This window comes from Marinobacter sp. CA1 (assembly GCF_020546665.1).
Lineage (GTDB): Bacteria > Pseudomonadota > Gammaproteobacteria > Pseudomonadales > Oleiphilaceae > Marinobacter > Marinobacter xestospongiae.
Window position 1 is genome coordinate 960291 of the sequence record NZ_CP071785.1, and the last position, 15575, is coordinate 975865.

The 15575-nt window shown below is 64.5% G+C and carries 17 protein-coding genes; all 17 read left to right on the top strand.

Annotation, left to right across the window (positions count from 1 at the left end):
- Complete coding sequence (locus J2887_RS04435) at positions 1-831, top strand: ABC transporter permease (RefSeq protein ID WP_227174377.1); 831 nt, start codon at positions 1-3, stop codon at positions 829-831.
- A gap of 2 nt (positions 832-833) precedes the next feature.
- A complete protein-coding gene (locus tag J2887_RS04440; RefSeq protein WP_227174379.1) occupies positions 834-1496 on the top strand; it encodes a nitrous oxide reductase accessory protein NosL in 663 nt (220 codons plus the stop codon).
- Positions 1497-1711: 215 nt separating this feature from the next.
- The gene (locus J2887_RS04445; protein ID WP_227174381.1) at positions 1712-3451 is read left to right on the top strand and encodes a nitrite reductase; all 1740 of its coding nucleotides are present in this window, start codon (positions 1712-1714) and stop codon (positions 3449-3451) included.
- Positions 3452-3505: 54 nt separating this feature from the next.
- On the top strand, positions 3506-3817 hold the full coding sequence (locus tag J2887_RS04450) for a c-type cytochrome (RefSeq protein ID WP_227174383.1): 312 nt from the start codon (positions 3506-3508) through the stop codon (positions 3815-3817).
- Entirely contained in the window at positions 3817-4161 is a 345-nt protein-coding gene (locus J2887_RS04455; protein WP_227174385.1) for a c-type cytochrome, read from the top strand. Before J2887_RS04450 ends, J2887_RS04455 begins: the two co-directional genes overlap by 1 nt.
- Complete coding sequence (locus J2887_RS04460; RefSeq protein WP_324197249.1) at positions 4158-5372, top strand: cytochrome D1 domain-containing protein; 1215 nt, start codon at positions 4158-4160, stop codon at positions 5370-5372. Before J2887_RS04455 ends, J2887_RS04460 begins: the two co-directional genes overlap by 4 nt.
- Before the next feature lie 49 nt (positions 5373-5421).
- A complete protein-coding gene (locus J2887_RS04465; protein ID WP_228752859.1) occupies positions 5422-5895 on the top strand; it encodes an Lrp/AsnC family transcriptional regulator in 474 nt (157 codons plus the stop codon).
- The gene (locus J2887_RS04470; protein WP_227174389.1) at positions 5882-6376 is read left to right on the top strand and encodes an AsnC family protein; all 495 of its coding nucleotides are present in this window, start codon (positions 5882-5884) and stop codon (positions 6374-6376) included. The genes J2887_RS04465 and J2887_RS04470 overlap by 14 nt, the downstream gene beginning before the upstream one ends.
- Positions 6373-6816 (top strand): Lrp/AsnC family transcriptional regulator, encoded by a 444-nt coding sequence (locus tag J2887_RS04475; protein ID WP_227174391.1) that lies wholly within the window; start codon positions 6373-6375, stop codon positions 6814-6816. The genes J2887_RS04470 and J2887_RS04475 overlap by 4 nt, the downstream gene beginning before the upstream one ends.
- Positions 6791-7387: an Lrp/AsnC family transcriptional regulator gene (locus J2887_RS04480; RefSeq protein WP_227174393.1), complete on the top strand. Its 597-nt coding sequence runs from the start codon at positions 6791-6793 to the stop codon at positions 7385-7387. The genes J2887_RS04475 and J2887_RS04480 overlap by 26 nt, the downstream gene beginning before the upstream one ends.
- Positions 7380-8564 (top strand): heme d1 biosynthesis radical SAM protein NirJ, encoded by a 1185-nt coding sequence (nirJ, locus tag J2887_RS04485; RefSeq protein ID WP_227174395.1) that lies wholly within the window; start codon positions 7380-7382, stop codon positions 8562-8564. The genes J2887_RS04480 and nirJ overlap by 8 nt, the downstream gene beginning before the upstream one ends.
- An 82-nt stretch (positions 8565-8646) precedes the next feature.
- A complete protein-coding gene (gene cobA / locus J2887_RS04490) occupies positions 8647-9480 on the top strand; it encodes a uroporphyrinogen-III C-methyltransferase (protein ID WP_227174397.1) in 834 nt (277 codons plus the stop codon).
- Positions 9481-9482: 2 nt separating this feature from the next.
- Positions 9483-10985 (top strand): nitrite reductase, encoded by a 1503-nt coding sequence (locus J2887_RS04495; protein ID WP_227176050.1) that lies wholly within the window; start codon positions 9483-9485, stop codon positions 10983-10985.
- A 187-nt stretch (positions 10986-11172) separates the two neighbouring features.
- The gene (locus J2887_RS04500; protein ID WP_227174399.1) at positions 11173-11622 is read left to right on the top strand and encodes a c-type cytochrome; all 450 of its coding nucleotides are present in this window, start codon (positions 11173-11175) and stop codon (positions 11620-11622) included.
- Between the two features lie 10 nt (positions 11623-11632).
- Complete coding sequence (locus J2887_RS04505) at positions 11633-13042, top strand: cbb3-type cytochrome c oxidase subunit I (RefSeq protein WP_227174401.1); 1410 nt, start codon at positions 11633-11635, stop codon at positions 13040-13042.
- A 130-nt stretch (positions 13043-13172) separates the two neighbouring features.
- Positions 13173-15008 (top strand): nitric oxide reductase activation protein NorD, encoded by a 1836-nt coding sequence (locus tag J2887_RS04510; protein ID WP_227174403.1) that lies wholly within the window; start codon positions 13173-13175, stop codon positions 15006-15008.
- Positions 15005-15565 (top strand): cytochrome c oxidase subunit 3, encoded by a 561-nt coding sequence (locus J2887_RS04515; RefSeq protein WP_227174405.1) that lies wholly within the window; start codon positions 15005-15007, stop codon positions 15563-15565. Before J2887_RS04510 ends, J2887_RS04515 begins: the two co-directional genes overlap by 4 nt.
- Positions 15566-15575: the final 10 nt, after the last annotated feature.

Genomic DNA, 15575 nt, shown 5'->3' on the forward strand with positions numbered 1-15575 from the left:
ATGACCGCCATCTGGACCATTGCCCGCAAGGAACTCAACGACAGCCTGCGCAATCGCTGGCTGCTGGCCATTGCGGTGGTGTTCGCCACCCTGGCCATGGGGATTGCCTGGTTCGGGGCTGCCGCCTCAGGCAGCGTCGGCTACGTCACCACCCCGGCGACCATCGCCAGCCTGGCCAGCCTGGGCATCTTCCTGATTCCGCTGATCGCCCTGCTGCTGGCCTACGACGCCATCGTCGGCGAAGACGAGGGCGGCACCCTGTTACTGCTGCTGACCTATCCCCTTAGCCGGGGACAACTGCTGTTGGGCAAGTTCCTCGGTCACGGCCTGATTCTGGCGCTGGCCACGTTGCTGGGTTTTGGTCTGGCGGGAGTGGCCATCGTGATGCTGGTGGATGATGTGGCGGTGGTGCCGCTGGCGCTGGCTCTGGGTCGTTTCATTCTGTCATCGGTGCTGCTGGGCTGGGGCTTTGTGGCGCTGGCTTACCTGGTCAGCGTACGGGTCAGCGAAAAACCGGTCGCCGCCGGCCTGGCGCTGGCGGTTTGGTTCCTGTTTGTGCTGGTGTTCGACCTGCTGCTGCTGGGCACACTGGTGGCCGGTGAGGGCGCGATCCGCCCGGACCTGCTGCCCTGGTTGCTGCTGCTCAATCCAACAGACATCTACCGGCTGCTCAACATCGTGGCGTTTGGTGACGCCAGCCAGTTGACCGGGGTGCTGAGCCTGGGGGCGGACCTGCCCTTCGGTGCCGGCGGCCTGTGGCTGGCGCTGCTGGTGTGGGTGGCGGTGCCTTTTACCGGGGCCTGGGCCCTGTTTCGTAACCGGAGAATCTGATCATGGCTGTACTGACATTCTGGACGCCTCGCCAGGGGCGAGCGGCGGGCTCTGTCCCTGGTGCTTCGCAGGCACGTCTGTTGCCACTGTCGTTGCCGTTCTCGATGACGTTGCTGCTGGCACTGCTGCTGGCGCTGGGCGGCTGTTCCAAGGCGCCGGAGGAGGCGGCAGCGCCGCGACAACCGGTGAACTTCCAGTCCGGTGACGAGTGCCACGTCTGCGGCATGGTGATCCAGTCCTTCCCCGGGCCCAAGGGCCAGGCCATTGGCGCTGGCAGCCAGGCGAACGGCCCATCGGTGAAGAAGTTCTGCTCCACCCGCGATCTGCTGGCCTGGAAACTCCAGCCTGAGCATCGACGCCAGGACGACGCCCTGTTTGTTCACGACATGGCCCAGACTGAATGGGCACACCCTGCGGACACCGCGCTGATCCCGGCGGAGACGGCGGTGTTCGTGGTGGGCTCCAGCCGCCAGGGCGCGATGGGCCCGACCCTGGCGTCATTTGCCGAGCCGGCGGCGGCGCGGGCGTTTGCCGAACGCTATGGCGGCGAGGTGCTGGGCTATGACCAGCTCACTCTGGATCACCTGATGCCCGGCCACGGCCATGAAAACGGCCATCAGGGCATGGCCTACGGGGCAAATATGGGAATGGCCGCAGAGCACTGAAAGGTGCTGCTGCCCGGAGCGGATCATGGCAACTTTCCGGTGAGAATGATTGCTGTTATTGAATGCAGAGCTGAGTTGTAAGTGCATGAAAAAAATATTCTTTCCGCCCGGTCAGCGTTGATCAATATCAAAGGGTTCGGGCTATCCGGTTCCTAAGATGACAGAGAGTTCAGGGATGCAGTCCTCAACCAACTACTCTGTCCAAGGAGTTCGTCATGACCCGCAGAGGCACCCCCACCGCCCCCCGAGGGGGCAAACTGTTACTGGCCACATTGATATCCGCCCTGTCCCTGTCCGCGACGGGGTTGCAGGCGGCGGAAAACCCCGAAAACGCCAACGCCGCCTACCAGGGCGAGGCGTCGGCGGTGGACCCGAATGCCGCCCGCATTGTGCATAGCCCCGGCGCGCCGGACCTGACCGAGGCCGAGTTCGAGCAGGCCAAGACGCTCTATTTCCAGCGTTGCGCCGGCTGTCACGGCGTCTTGCGTAAGGGTGCTACCGGTAAGCCGCTGACTCCCGACATCACCCAGGAGCGCGGCCAGGCCTACCTGGAAGCACTGATCACCTACGGTTCTCCCGCGGGGATGCCGAACTGGGGCACCTCCGGCGCCCTCAGTGAGGCGGAGATCACCACCATGGCCAAGTACATCCAGCACGAACCGCCGACTCCGCCGGAGTGGGGCATGTCCGCCATGCAGGAATCCTGGAACCTGATCGTGCCGCCGGAAGAACGGCCCACCCGCCAGATGAACGATCTCAACCTTGGCAACCTGTTCTCCGTCACCCTGCGGGATGACGGCAAGATCGCGCTGATCGACGGTGACACCAAGGAGATCGTCAAGACCATCGAAACCGGCTACGCCGTGCATATTTCCCGCATGTCCGGCTCAGGGCGTTACCTGCTGGTGATCGGTCGTGACGCCAAGATCGACATGATCGATCTGTGGGCCGAGGAGCCCACCAAGGTTGCGGAAATCAAGGTAGGGCTGGAGGCCCGTTCGGTGGAGACCTCCAAGCATGAGGACTACATGGACACCTACGCCATCGCCGGTGCCTACTGGCCACCCCAGTACACCATCATGGACGGTGAAACCCTGGAGCCCTTATCCATCGTGTCCACCCGTGGCATGACGGTAGATACCCAGGAATACCACCCTGAGCCGCGGGTGGCGGCGATCATCGCCTCCCATGAGCACCCCGAGTTCATTGTCAACGTCAAGGAAACCGGCAAGGTGCTGCTGGTGAACTACGAGGACATCGAGAACCTCAAAGTCACCACCATTGGTGCGGCGAAGTACCTGCACGACGGCGGCTGGGACAGCACCCACCGCTACTTCATGACGGCGGCCAACCAGTCCAACAAGATCGCGGTAATCGACTCCCGCGATGGCGAGCTGGAAGCGCTGGTGGACGTTGGCAAGATTCCCCACCCCGGTCGCGGTGCCAACTTTGTGCATCCGCAGTATGGCCCGGTATGGGCTACCAGCCACCTGGGTGATGAAACCATCGCACTGATCGGTACCGATCCCGAAGGTCATCCCGATTACGCCTGGAAGCATGTCGATACGATCCATGGCCAGGGCGGCGGCTCGCTGTTTATCAAGACCCACCCCGAGTCCGAGCACCTGTACGTGGACACCACCTTCAACCCGGACCCGGCGATCAGCCAGTCGGTGGCGGTGTTCAACGTCAACGACCTGCAGGCCGGTTATCAGGTGCTGCCCATCGCCGAGTGGGCCGATGTGGGTGAGGGCGCCAAGCGGGTGGTGCAGCCAGAGTACAACGAGGCCGGTAACGAAGTCTGGTTCTCGGTGTGGAGCGGCAGCGAGGAGGAATCCGCGCTGGTGGTGGTCGACGATGAAACCCTGGAGCTGAAGACCGTGATCAAGGACGACCGGCTGATCACCCCGACCGGCAAGTTCAATGTTCACAACACTCAGTACGACGTGTACTGAGCCCAGGCCGGGCAGGTCAGGCCTGCCCGGTCACAAACCGATGGAGACCCAACCATGAAACCCAATCTGATCCCGATATTGGCGGTCTTGCCCTTGCTGGCCGCCCCAGTTGCCCAGGCCAGCGACGGTGAGGCGCTGTTCAAGAGCAAACCGTGCGCGGCCTGCCACGCCGTGGACACCAAAATGGTAGGCCCGGCACTGACCGAGATTGCTGCCAAGTACAGCGACCAGGAAGGCGCGGTGGACACCCTCGCCGACCACATCAAGAACGGCACCCAGGGTAACTGGGGCCCGGTGCCCATGCCGCCGAACCCGGTGACGGAAGAAGAAGCCCGGACCCTGGCGGAATGGGTGCTGGAACACTGATGGCACGGCGCATTGCGAGTGTCGCGGCCGGCGCCTGGCTGTTGCTGGCGCTGCCGGCCACGACCCTGGCGGCGCCGCCACCGCAGGCACTGACACCGGAGCACCGTCAGCGCCTGCACGACCTGTTGGTGCAGGACTGCGGTTCCTGCCATGGCCTGCGGATGACCGGTGGCCTGGGCCCACGCCTCACCCCCGAGGCGCTGGCCGGCAAGGACCGGGAAAGTCTTGAGGCCACGGTGCTCCATGGCCGCCCCGGCACCGCCATGCCGCCCTGGCAGGGCTTGCTGGATCAACGCGAGGTGGCCTGGATGATCGACCAATTGCTGCAAGGAGTGGAACCATGAAACCCCGCCTGGTGCCGTTATTGCCGGCGTTGCCGCTGGCGTTATTGCTGGCGCTGATGTTGAGTGCCTGCGCCCAGTCGCCGGCGCTGCGTGCCACCGGTGACCTAGGGGTCATCGTCGAACGTGGCAGCGGCAGCCTGCTGCTGGTGGAACACAGCCATCAACGCCGGCTGGCAAGAATTGAGGGGCTGGGGGACCTGTCCCACGCCTCGGTGGTGTTTTCCCGCGACCAGCGCTACGCCTACGTGTTCGGGCGCGATGGTGGCCTGACCAAGGTGGACCTGCTACGCCAACGCATCGACCGCCGGGTGGTGCAGGGGGGCAACAGTATTGGTGGCGCCATCAGCCAGGATGGTCGCCTGATTGCCGTGGGCAACTACGAGCCCGGCGGCCTGCGGGTGTTTGACAGTGACACTCTGGAACCGGTGGCGGATATTCCCGCGCCCCTGCTGGACCCGGCGGCCGGTGTCGACAGCAAGCGGTCCCGGGCGGTGGGGGTGGTGGACGCCCCGGGCCAGCGGTTCCTGTTCAGCCTGTTCGACACCGGCGAAATCTGGTCGGTGGACATGACCGAGCCGGCGTCCCCGGAGATCAGCCGTTACCGCGACATCGGCCGCCAGCCCTACGATGCCCTGCTGACCTCTGACGGCCGTTACTACCTGGCCGGGCTGTTTGGTGAGGATGGCATGGCGCTGCTGGACCTGTGGCAGCCCGAGGCTGGCGTCGAGCGGGTGCTGCACCACTATGGCCGCGGTGACCAGCGGCTGCCGGTGTACAAGATGCCTCACCTCGAAGGCTGGACGGTGGCGGGTGACAGCGCGTATGTGCCGGCGGTTGGCCGCCATCAGGTGCTGGTGCTGGACCGCAATAACTGGCAGCAGACCGATGCCATCGAGGTGGCCGGCCAGCCGGTGTTCGTGATGGCGCGGCCCGATGCCCGCCAGATCTGGGTCAACTTCGCGCACCCGGATAACCACCTGGTGCAGGTGATCGACACCCGCAGCCACAAGATTATCGACACCCTGGAGCCCGGCCCCGGTGTGTTGCATATGGAGTTCACGCCCCGTGGCGAACAGGTCTGGCTGTCGGTGCGGGACGCCGGCGAGGTCCAGGTCTGGGACCCGTATCGGCTGACCCGGATGGCGACCCTGCCGGCGGAAAAGCCCAGCGGCATCTTCTTTACCAGTCGCGCCCATGAAATCGGGCTTTAGGGATTTTATTCAACCAGGAGAGTGACCGGTGGATTCGCTGACCCGACGGATGATCAACCAGTACCAGCACAACCTGCCGCTGTGCGAGCGACCCTACCAGCGTATGGCTCAGAGCCTGGGCTGCACCGAGGACGAGGTGCTGGCGCGCCTGGATCAGTTGCAGAGCCACGGTGCCCTGTCCCGGGTCGGACCGGTGTATGACCATCGCCGGGCCGGGGCCAGCACCCTGGCGGCCCTGGCGGTGCCGGACACGGAGGTGGACGCGGTGGCTGATTGGCTGAATGAACTGGCGGAGGTCAACCACAACTACCTGCGGGAACACCACTTCAATCTCTGGTTTGTGCTCACCGGTCCTGACCGGCCTCATCTGGACCGGGTGATTGCGTCGATTGAGGCCCACACCGGTCTGGCGGTGCTGGATCTCCCCATGGAGCAGGCGTTCCGCATTGATCTGGGCTTTCCGCTTGATGAGCCCCGTTTCGACCCGTCCGACCTGCGTGAGGTGAACCATGGCCCTGACTGAGCACCAGCAACAGACCCTGCGGCAACTGCTGGAACAGGGGCTGCCATTGCACCCAAGGCCCTGGCAGGTACTGGCTGAGACAGTCGGGGCCGAAGCCACCGAACTGTTGGCCCAGGCCCGGCAGTGGCAGCACCAGGGCCTGTTCCGGCGTTTTGGCCTGGTGGTGAGGCATCGCGCGCTGGGGTATCGCGCCAACGCCATGCTGGTACTGGATGTTCCCGACCACCAGGTGACTCTGGCCGGGGAGTCGCTGGCCCGTTCATCGGGGGTGAACCTTTGTTACCAGCGGCCACGACGGCCGAACTGGCGTTACAACCTGTTCTGCATGATCCATGGCCAGGAGCGCACCCGGGTGGTGGCGCTGGTGCAGGAACTGCTGCGGCAACATGGGCTGGATGGCTGCGACCACCGGCTGTTGTTCAGCCTCAAGGCCTTCAAACAGTGTGGTGGCCGCTTTGTGGCCCCGGAGGCAAACCGATGAACGATGATCAGCGCCGGCTGATGAACCGGCTGCAGCAGGGCTTTCCGCTTGTGCCATCGCCCTGGCGTGCCCTGGCAGAGGAGCTGGATCTGGAGGAGGCGGCGCTCCGACAGCAGGTCGACGACTGGCTGGCAGACGGCACCCTGACCCGGTTTGGCCCGATGTTCGATGTTGAGGCCCTGGGCGGCGCCTTCACCCTGGCTGCGATGGCGGTTCCGGAGCCCCGCTTCGAGGCCGTTCACCGGCTACTCGATGGTTTGCCGGAAGTCGCCCACAACTACCGCCGGGAACATGCCCTCAATATGTGGTTCGTGCTGGCCTGTGACAGCCCGGCTGCGGTGACCCGGAGCCTTGAGCACATCGAGGCGGTGACCGGGCTGGTGGTGATGAACTTTCCCAAGGAGGCGACCTACCATGTCGGACTGCATTTCCCCGTCTGATGCCGCCCTGGCCCGACAGCTGATTGAGCTGACCCAGGCGGGCCTGCCGGTGGTGGCGGAACCCTGGCAGTGGCTCGCGGCAGAGCTGGGCCTGACCGAGGCCGAGACCCTGGCGCTGCTGACCCGACTGCAACAGGGCGGTGCCATTCGCCGGGTGGCGGCGGTGCCCAATCACTATCGCCTGGGCTATCGCTACAACGGCATGACGGTGTGGGACGTTGATGATGACCAGGTCGATCGCCTGGGCGCGCTGATCGGACGGGAACCCGGTGTCAGCCACTGTTATCGGCGGCCCCGCCGGCTGCCGGTATGGCACTACAACCTGTTTGCGATGATCCATGGCCGCAGCCAGCAGGAGCTCGACCAGCAGCGGGCCCACCTGCGCCAACTGCTGGGGGAGGCCCGTCGCAGCGATGACATGCTGGTGAGCAGCCGCATTCTGAAAAAAACCGGCGTGCGCCTGCCTGAGACGCTTGCCCGCACACCGTCCGGCATCCCTGATGAGCCATCTCAGCATTCAGCTCATCAATCAAACCCAAAACCCGACACCGGGAGCGATCACCATGCTTAGGATCAGTCAGTACCTGCGCCATCTGGCCGGCCAGGCGCCGGCACCGCGAGCGGCCCGGCCCGGCAGCACCCGACCACCGGTGGTGATCTGGAATCTGCTGCGGCGCTGCAACCTGACCTGCAAGCACTGTTACGCCACCTCGGCTGACAGCGTGTTCCGGGACGAGCTGGACACCGCAGAAGCCTTGCGGGTGATCGACGATCTCCACGCTGCCGGGGTGCGGGTGCTGATCCTCTCCGGCGGTGAGCCGATGCTGCGGGAGGATCTGTTTGAGATCTCGGACTACGCTCGCCGGCTGGGGTTCTTCGTGGCGCTGTCCACCAATGGCACTCTGATCAACGAAGACACCATCGAGCGGGTGGCGGCGGCGCACTACGACTACGTTGGCATCAGCATCGATGGCCTGGAACAGACCCACGACGAATTCCGCCAACTCGAGGGCAGCTTCCGCACCTCGATGAAGGCCATTCGCCTGTGTCGCCAGCGTGGTATCCGGGTGGGGCTGCGTACCACCCTGACCCGGTACAACTTCAAGCAACTGCCCCAGTTGCTGGGGCTGATGTGGCAGTACGACGTCAACAAGTTCTACCTGTCCCACCTCAACTACAGCGGCCGGGGCCGCCGCAGCCGCAAGCACGACGCCTACCAGCGCATGTCCCGGGATGCCATGTGGCAGATTTTCGATCAGGCCTGGCGCGATATCCGGGAAGGGCGTGACACCGACTTTGTCAGCGGTAACAACGACGCCGACGGCGTGCTGTTGCTGCAGTGGGCAAGGCAGGTGATTCCCGCCAGGGCAGAGCAGCTCGAAGCCCTGCTGCGGGCCTGGGGCGGCAACGCCTCCGGCGCCGGCATCGCCAATATCGACAACACCGGGGAAGTCCACCCGGACACCTACTGGTGGCAGCACTCGGTTGGCAACGTTCGCCAGCGCAGCTTCCGTGATATCTGGCTCGACCGGCCCGATCCGCTGCTGGTGCAGTTGCGCCAGCACCCACGGGCGGTCGGGGGACGCTGTGGCAGCTGCCAGTGGCGGGCCCTGTGCAATGGCAACACCCGCACCCGGGCCTGGGCAGACGGCGACCTGTGGGCGGAAGACCCGGGCTGTTACCTGAGCGACCAGGAAATCGGCCTCGGTGGCGAACGCCGCATTACCACCGCGCCGGCGGGTGTTTAGTGAACCAGCCCGCAATCAGCCTTCGCCTGGCCGCGCTGCTATGACCAACAAACTGAGAGAGACCACAAACCGGGAGACCGTCATGACCCAACCTCTAACATTGCCCCCCTGTGCCCAGGCCCACCTGGCCGGTGGCACGGTTGCCCTGGTGGGCGCCGGTTCCGGTGACCCCGGCCTGCTCACCCTGCGGGCCTGGAGCCTGCTGCATCAGGCCGATGCGGTGGTGTACGACCGTCTGGTGGGCGATGACCTGCTGCGGGCACTGCCGACCACCTGCCAGCGCCACTACGTTGGCAAGACTTGTGGCCGCCACGTGCTGTCCCAGGGCCAGATCAACGATCTGCTGGCGACGCTGGCCTGCCGCGGCCTGCGAGTTGTACGCCTCAAGGGCGGTGACCCGTTCGTGTTTGGCCGCGGCGGGGAGGAGCTGGATCACCTGCTGGCCAGGGGCATTGACTGTCAGGTGGTACCCGGGGTTACCGCCGCATCCGCCTGCACCGCCTACGCCGGCATTCCGCTGACCCATCGCGGCCTGGCCCAGTCCTGCACCTTCATTACCGGCCACCTGCAGGCCGATGGCCAGCTCAACCTGCCCTGGCAGGCGCTGGCGGTGCCGGGTCAGACCCTGGTGTTCTACATGGGGTTGGGCAACCTGGCGGAAATCGCCGGGCGCCTGCAGGAAGCCGGGCTCGCCCCCGACACCCCCGCCGCGCTGGTGGAGAATGGCACCCTGGCGGAACAGCGGGTGATTCGCAGCCGCCTGGCAGATCTGCCGGACACCGCACGCCGGGCCGAACTGCAGACCCCGACCCTGACGGTTGTGGGTGAGGTGACACGGCTGTTTGGCCATCATCGTCTGATGGCGCCGGGGCAGTTCCAGGGAGCCCATCCACTGGCGGTGCAGGAGGCGGTATGACCATGACGCTGGTAAAGCTGAAGCGAGCTGTCTGGCTGGTATTGGGAATCGCCACCGCGCTGAGCCCGGCATCGGTGGTTGCCGAACCCGCCGCCGCGCTGTACCAGCAGCACTGCCAGGCCTGTCACGGCCAGTGGCGCCAGGGCGCGACCGGGCCTGCGTTGTTGCCGGAGAGCTTGCGACGCATACGCCAGGCCGACGTGGCGTCGGTGATTCGGGATGGCCGTCCCGCCACCCAGATGGCCGGCTTTGGCGACCGGCTGAGCGAGGCCGAGGTGACCGCTCTGGCGGATTACCTGTTCCAGCCCAGCGACGTGGAACTGAGCTGGCCGGCGACCACCATCAACGCTCATCACCGCCGCTTTGTCGACGCTTCAACCCTGCCGGATACCCCCCAGCACGACGCCGATCCGCTGAACCTGTTTGTGGTGGTGGAGGCGGGCAATCATCACGTCAACATCATGGACGGTGACCGCTTTGAAATCCTTGAGCGGTTCCCCTCCCACTACGCCCTGCATGGCGGGCCCAAGTTTTCGCCGGACGGCCGGTTCGTCTACTTTGCCTCCCGCGATGGCTGGGTCAGCCTCTACGACCTCTACAATTTCCGCAAGATTGCCGAGACCCGGGTAGGCATCAACACCCGCAACCTGGCGGTGAGCCACGATGGCCGTTGGGTGATGGTGGCCAATTACCTGCCCGGCAACTTGGTGGTACTGGATGCCCGGGACCTGTCTCTGGTCAAGGTGATTCCGGCGCTGGCGGAAGACGGCCATGGCAGCCGGGTCAGTGCGGTGTACACCGCGCCGCCCCGGGACAGCTTTGTGGTCGCGCTCAAGGACGTGCCGGAAGTGTGGGAGTTGTCCTACCGTGACCAGCCGCCACTGACGCCTCGGCGGCTGCCGGCCCAGGACCTGCTGGACGACTTTTCCTTCACTCCCGACTACCGCTATCTGCTGGCGACCTCCCGCAAGGCCGGCGGTGGCCAGGTGGTGGACCTGGACAGCGGCGAGGTGATCACCGACATTCCGTTGCCGGGCATGCCCCATCTGGGCTCCGGTATCTACTGGCAGTACCAGGGCCGCTGGGTCTACGCCACCCCCAACATCCGCGAAGGGGTGATCTCAGTGCTGGATCTGGAGACCTGGGAGCTGATCACCGACATCGAGACCCTGGGCCCCGGCTTTTTCATGCGCAGTCACGCCAACTCCCGCTACGCCTGGACCGACGTGTTCTTCGGCCCGGAGCGGGAGGCGGTGCATCTGATCGACAAACAGACCCTGACCCTGGCCCACACCCTGCGGCCGATGCCCGGCAAGAACGCTGCCCATGTAGAGTTCAGTCACGACGGCCGCTATCTGGTGTTGAGCGTCTGGGACGAGGACGGGGCACTGATCATCTACGACAGCGAGACCCTGGAGGAGATCAAGCGCATCCCCATGAACAAGCCGTCCGGCAAGTACAACGTCGGCAATAAGATCGGCTACGCCGAGGGCACGTCTCATTAGTGTCTTGTTGATATCGCCAGGCCGGTCACGGACCTGCCTGGCGCACTTCTCAAATGCCTTGATATTTGCCAATCCCCCGCCTTCGAAAAGTAACTTTATCCCCTTGATTATCATCAAATTAATCGTACTCCCATCGCTATAACCTAGTGCTGTAGTCGGATATAAGACGAACGATGGAGAGAGAGCGATGGCTGAGCGCTTCACCAAAAGCATGGCCAGGAACATCTATCTGGGAGGAAGTGTGTTCTTCGTCCTGTTGTTCCTGGCGCTGACCCTCGATACCCAGGTTCGGGCGATGCCCGAGCGGGACAATCGGGAGCTGATTACCGAGGCTGTGGCCAAGGGTAAGGAAGTGTGGGAGCACAACAACTGTGTCGGCTGCCACACCATCATGGGCGAGGGGGCCTACTTCGCGCCGGAGCTGGCCAACGTCTTTGATCGTCGTGGTGGCGGTGACAGCGCCACCTTCCGCGCCTACCTGGGCGCCTGGATGAAGGCCATGCCCACCAAGGTACCCGGACGTCGGCAGATGCCCCAGTTCAACCTCACCGAAGAGGAGGTGGATGCCCTGGCGGCCTTCCTGGAATGGACATCGAAGATCGATGACAACAACTGGCCACCCAACATCGAGGGTTGAGGACGCTGCTATGAAATACCAGTCTCAGGCGGTTGCCAAACCGTACTTTATATTTGCGCTGATCCTGTTTGCCGGCCAGATTCTGTTTGGTCTGATTCTTGGCCTGCAATACGTGGTGGGAGACTTCCTGTTTCCCGAAATTCCGTTCAACGTCGCTCGCATGGTTCATACCAACCTGCTGATAGTGTGGTTGCTGTTCGGGTTCATGGGGGCCACCTACTGGCTGGTGCCGGAAGAGGCTCAGACCGAACTGCACAGCCCGCTGCTGGCGAAGGTGCTGTTCTGGGTGTTCGCCGTTGCCGGGACCCTCACCATCCTCGGGTATCTGTCGGTGGACTACGCCACCCTGGCGGATCTGACCTACAACAACCTGCTGCCCACCATGGGGCGTGAGTTCCTGGAACAGCCCACCATCACCAAGATCGGCATTGCGGTGGTGGCCGTGGGCTTCCTCTATAACGTGGGAATCACCGCGCTCAAAGGCCGCAAGACCGTAGTCAACATCGTGCTGATGACCGGTCTGTTCGGGCTGGTGGTGCTGTGGCTGTTCGCTTTCTACAACCCCAGCAACCTGACCCTGGACAAGTACTTCTGGTGGTTTGTGGTGCACCTGTGGGTGGAAGGCGTGTGGGAGCTGATCATGGGCGCGATCCTGGCCTACATCCTGATCAAGCTCACCGGTGTGGACCGGGAAGTGATCGAGAAGTGGCTCTACGTCATCATCGCCATGGCGCTGATCAGTGGCATCATCGGCACTGGCCACCACTTCTTCTGGATCGGGCCGCCTGAGTACTGGCTGTGGCTGGGGTCTGTGTTCTCGGCGCTGGAGCCGCTGCCGTTCTTCATGATGGTGCTGTTCGCCTTCAACATGGTGAAACGCCGCCGCCGTAACCACCCCAACAAGGCCGCGCTGCTGTGGGCCCTGGGGACCTCGGTGATGGCTTTCCTCGGCGCTGGCGTGTGGGGTTTCCTGCATACCCTGGCCCCGGTGAACTACTACACCCACGGTAGCCAGATCACCGCCGCCCACGGCCACATGGCCTTCTACGGCGCCTACGTGATGATTGTGCTTACCATCATCTCTTACGCCATGCCGATCATGCGCGGACGGCCCTACGGCAATAGCGCCACTGCCCAGGCCATGGAGATCTGGGGCTTCTGGCTGATGACCCTGTCCATGGTGTGCATCACCCTGTTCCTCACCGGTGCGGGCGTGTTGCAGGTGTGGTTGCAGCGCATGCCGGATGCCGGCGAGGCGTTGTCCTTCATGGCCACCCAGGACCGTATTGCACTGTTCTACTGGATGCGGCTGGTCGCCGGCGCCTTCTTCATGGGCGGTCTGGTGGTCTACCTGGGCAGCTTCCTGATCAAGGGCGAGGCGCCGGAGCCGGCCCTGGAAGGGGCAGCGGCCCGAGCCTGAATGCATTGTCCCGGTGGGATCAGGCCAGAGTGGGGACTCGGCAGTTGCTGACAGCACTGCCAGGACCTGGTCTCACCCAGGGACATGCCCGCATCTGACGGACCCTGACGCAACAGTGGACTAGATCGCAATGGAAGAGTGGGTTGGCTTCAAATGGCACCAGTACGTAACACGCCAGGCACTGGCCCAGTACCCGGCTGCCGCGGTGCGCCTTGAGGACGAAGCGCGGGGGCTGGGTATCCTGTTCCGTGCCCTTGGCGGCGACCCGGGGCTGAGCCTGGTGGCGGCGGAAGCCCGACCCCTGAAGATACGACGGCGATGGCTGCAGCGCATGGCAGGCACCCATCGCCGTTTCGAGTTGGCCTGGCGGGACCAGCAGAGTGTGAGATTGCCGGAAACGATTGCAGCCTTTCCCAAGGCATCCCTGAACCGTGATCTCTATCTCTGGCTGGCCGCCATGGCCGCCTGTGGACCGCTGTCAGCCGGAGACTGGCTGGTGGCGAACCAACAGGCGGTGACCCGGGTTCTGGCAAGCTGGCCAGGCCTGGCAAAGTGCTATGCCCGCCTGGCCCGGGCCTGCGTGGCGACTCGCCCGACGCCGGAAAGCATGGCCGGGCCGGAGCGGTCGCTGGAGACTGCGATACAGACCGCACTGCTGAGCCCGGGCAGCGTGCCCCGGCAGCCTGACTGCACGGTGGACCCCTGGCCGGTGCCGTTGTGGCTGTATCCGGCCCAGGGTCTGCCAGCGGCGAACGGCCACAGCAGCGGTGACAACGATGACCCTGGCAACCACAGCGGTGGTCAGCGCCGCCGCCACAAACGCAAACAGGCGGAGCGGGTGGAGGCGTTTGATCGCGACAACGGGCTGATGATCTTCCGCCTGGAAAGCCTGTTCTCCTGGACCGAGTTCGTGCCGGTGGATCGTGCCGGTGACGACACCGAGGAAGAGGACGCCGCTAAGGTGGCCAATGACCTGGATGTGATCTCGGTCTCCCGGGACCGCAGCCAGGTCTCCGCCAGCATCAAGTTCGATCTCGACCTGCCCGCCGAGGAGCAGGACGACCTGACCCTGGGGCCGGGCATTCTGTTGCCGGAATGGGACTGGCGCGCGCAGCAATACCGCGAACGCCACTGCTGCCTGAAGCCGGTGCTCAGCCAGGCCCCGGAAGCGGATGCTGATGGCATCCTGCCAGCTCACCTGCGGGCGACGGCACGGCGGCTGCAGCGCCAGTTTCGTGCCCTGAAGCCCCAGCGCCAGTGGCTACGTCGCCAGACCGACGGTGAGGAGCTGGATCTGGATGCCTGCCTGGAGCAGCGCATCGAGCAGCGACGGGGGGCGGTGGCCACCGATCCCGGTCTCTATCGCCAATGCCGACCCAACCAGCGGGACCTGGCCTGCCTGGTGCTGGCGGACCTGTCGCTTTCCACCGACAGCCACATCAACGATCGCCAGCGGGTGATCGACATCATCCAGGACGGGCTGTTGTTGCTGGGTGAGGCGTTGCACGCCAGCCAGGACCCGTTCGCCCTGTGCGGTTTTTCCTCCCGGAGGCGCAACGAGGTGCGCTTCCATCACATCAAGGGATTTGGCGAGCGTTTTGATACCCGCTGTCGTGCCCGTATTCAGGCGCTGGCGCCGGGCTACTACACCCGCATGGGGGCGGCCATTCGCCAGGCCACCCGGGTGCTGATGGCCCGGCCGGAGCACCAGCGGCTGTTATTGCTGCTCAGTGACGGCAAACCCAACGACCTGGATATCTACGAGGGGCGTTACGGCGCCGAAGATACCCGCAAGGCGGTGCAGGAGGCCCGCCAGGCCGGGGTGGTTCCGTTCTGCGTCACCATCGACGCCGAGGCCAACGAATACCTGCCGTACCTGTTCGGTAGCAACGGCTACGTGGTGATCCGAGACCCGGCGCAACTGCCTGCCCGGCTGCCGTTGCTGTACATGAGCCTGGTGTCATGACCAGACCGCGCTACCTGCCCGGCGACCTGGCGGTGTGGTTGCTGATTCTCGCCGAGCTGGCGGTGTTCGCACTGTTGTTCGTTGGCTTTGCCGTGGCACGAGCGTTCGATCCGGCCACCTTCGCAGCAGGGCGGGCTGAACTCCACCCGGGGGTGGGGCTGGCCAGTACCCTGTCGCTGATTGTCGCCAGCTACCTGGTGGCCACGGCCACCGTCGGGTACCGGCTGGGCCGTGACGGCACAGCGGTGAGACTCTGGCTGGCACTGCTGGTGTCGCTGGCATACACCCTGGGCAAACTCCGGGAGTACGGCCAGCTCTATGGGGCCGGTTACCACCTGGGGTCAGACACCTTTTTCATGTTCTATTTCTTCCTTACCTTCTTTCACTTCCTGCATGTGGTGGTGGGGCAGGGCGTGCTGCTGGCGCTGGCCCGCAAGGCTCGCCGACCGTGGCAGGATGACCGCGACACCAACGCCATGGAATCGGGCGCCTGCTACTGGCACATGGTGGACCTGGTGTGGCTGGCCCTGTTTCCGCTGCTTTATGTGGTTGCTTAGCGCCAGACCG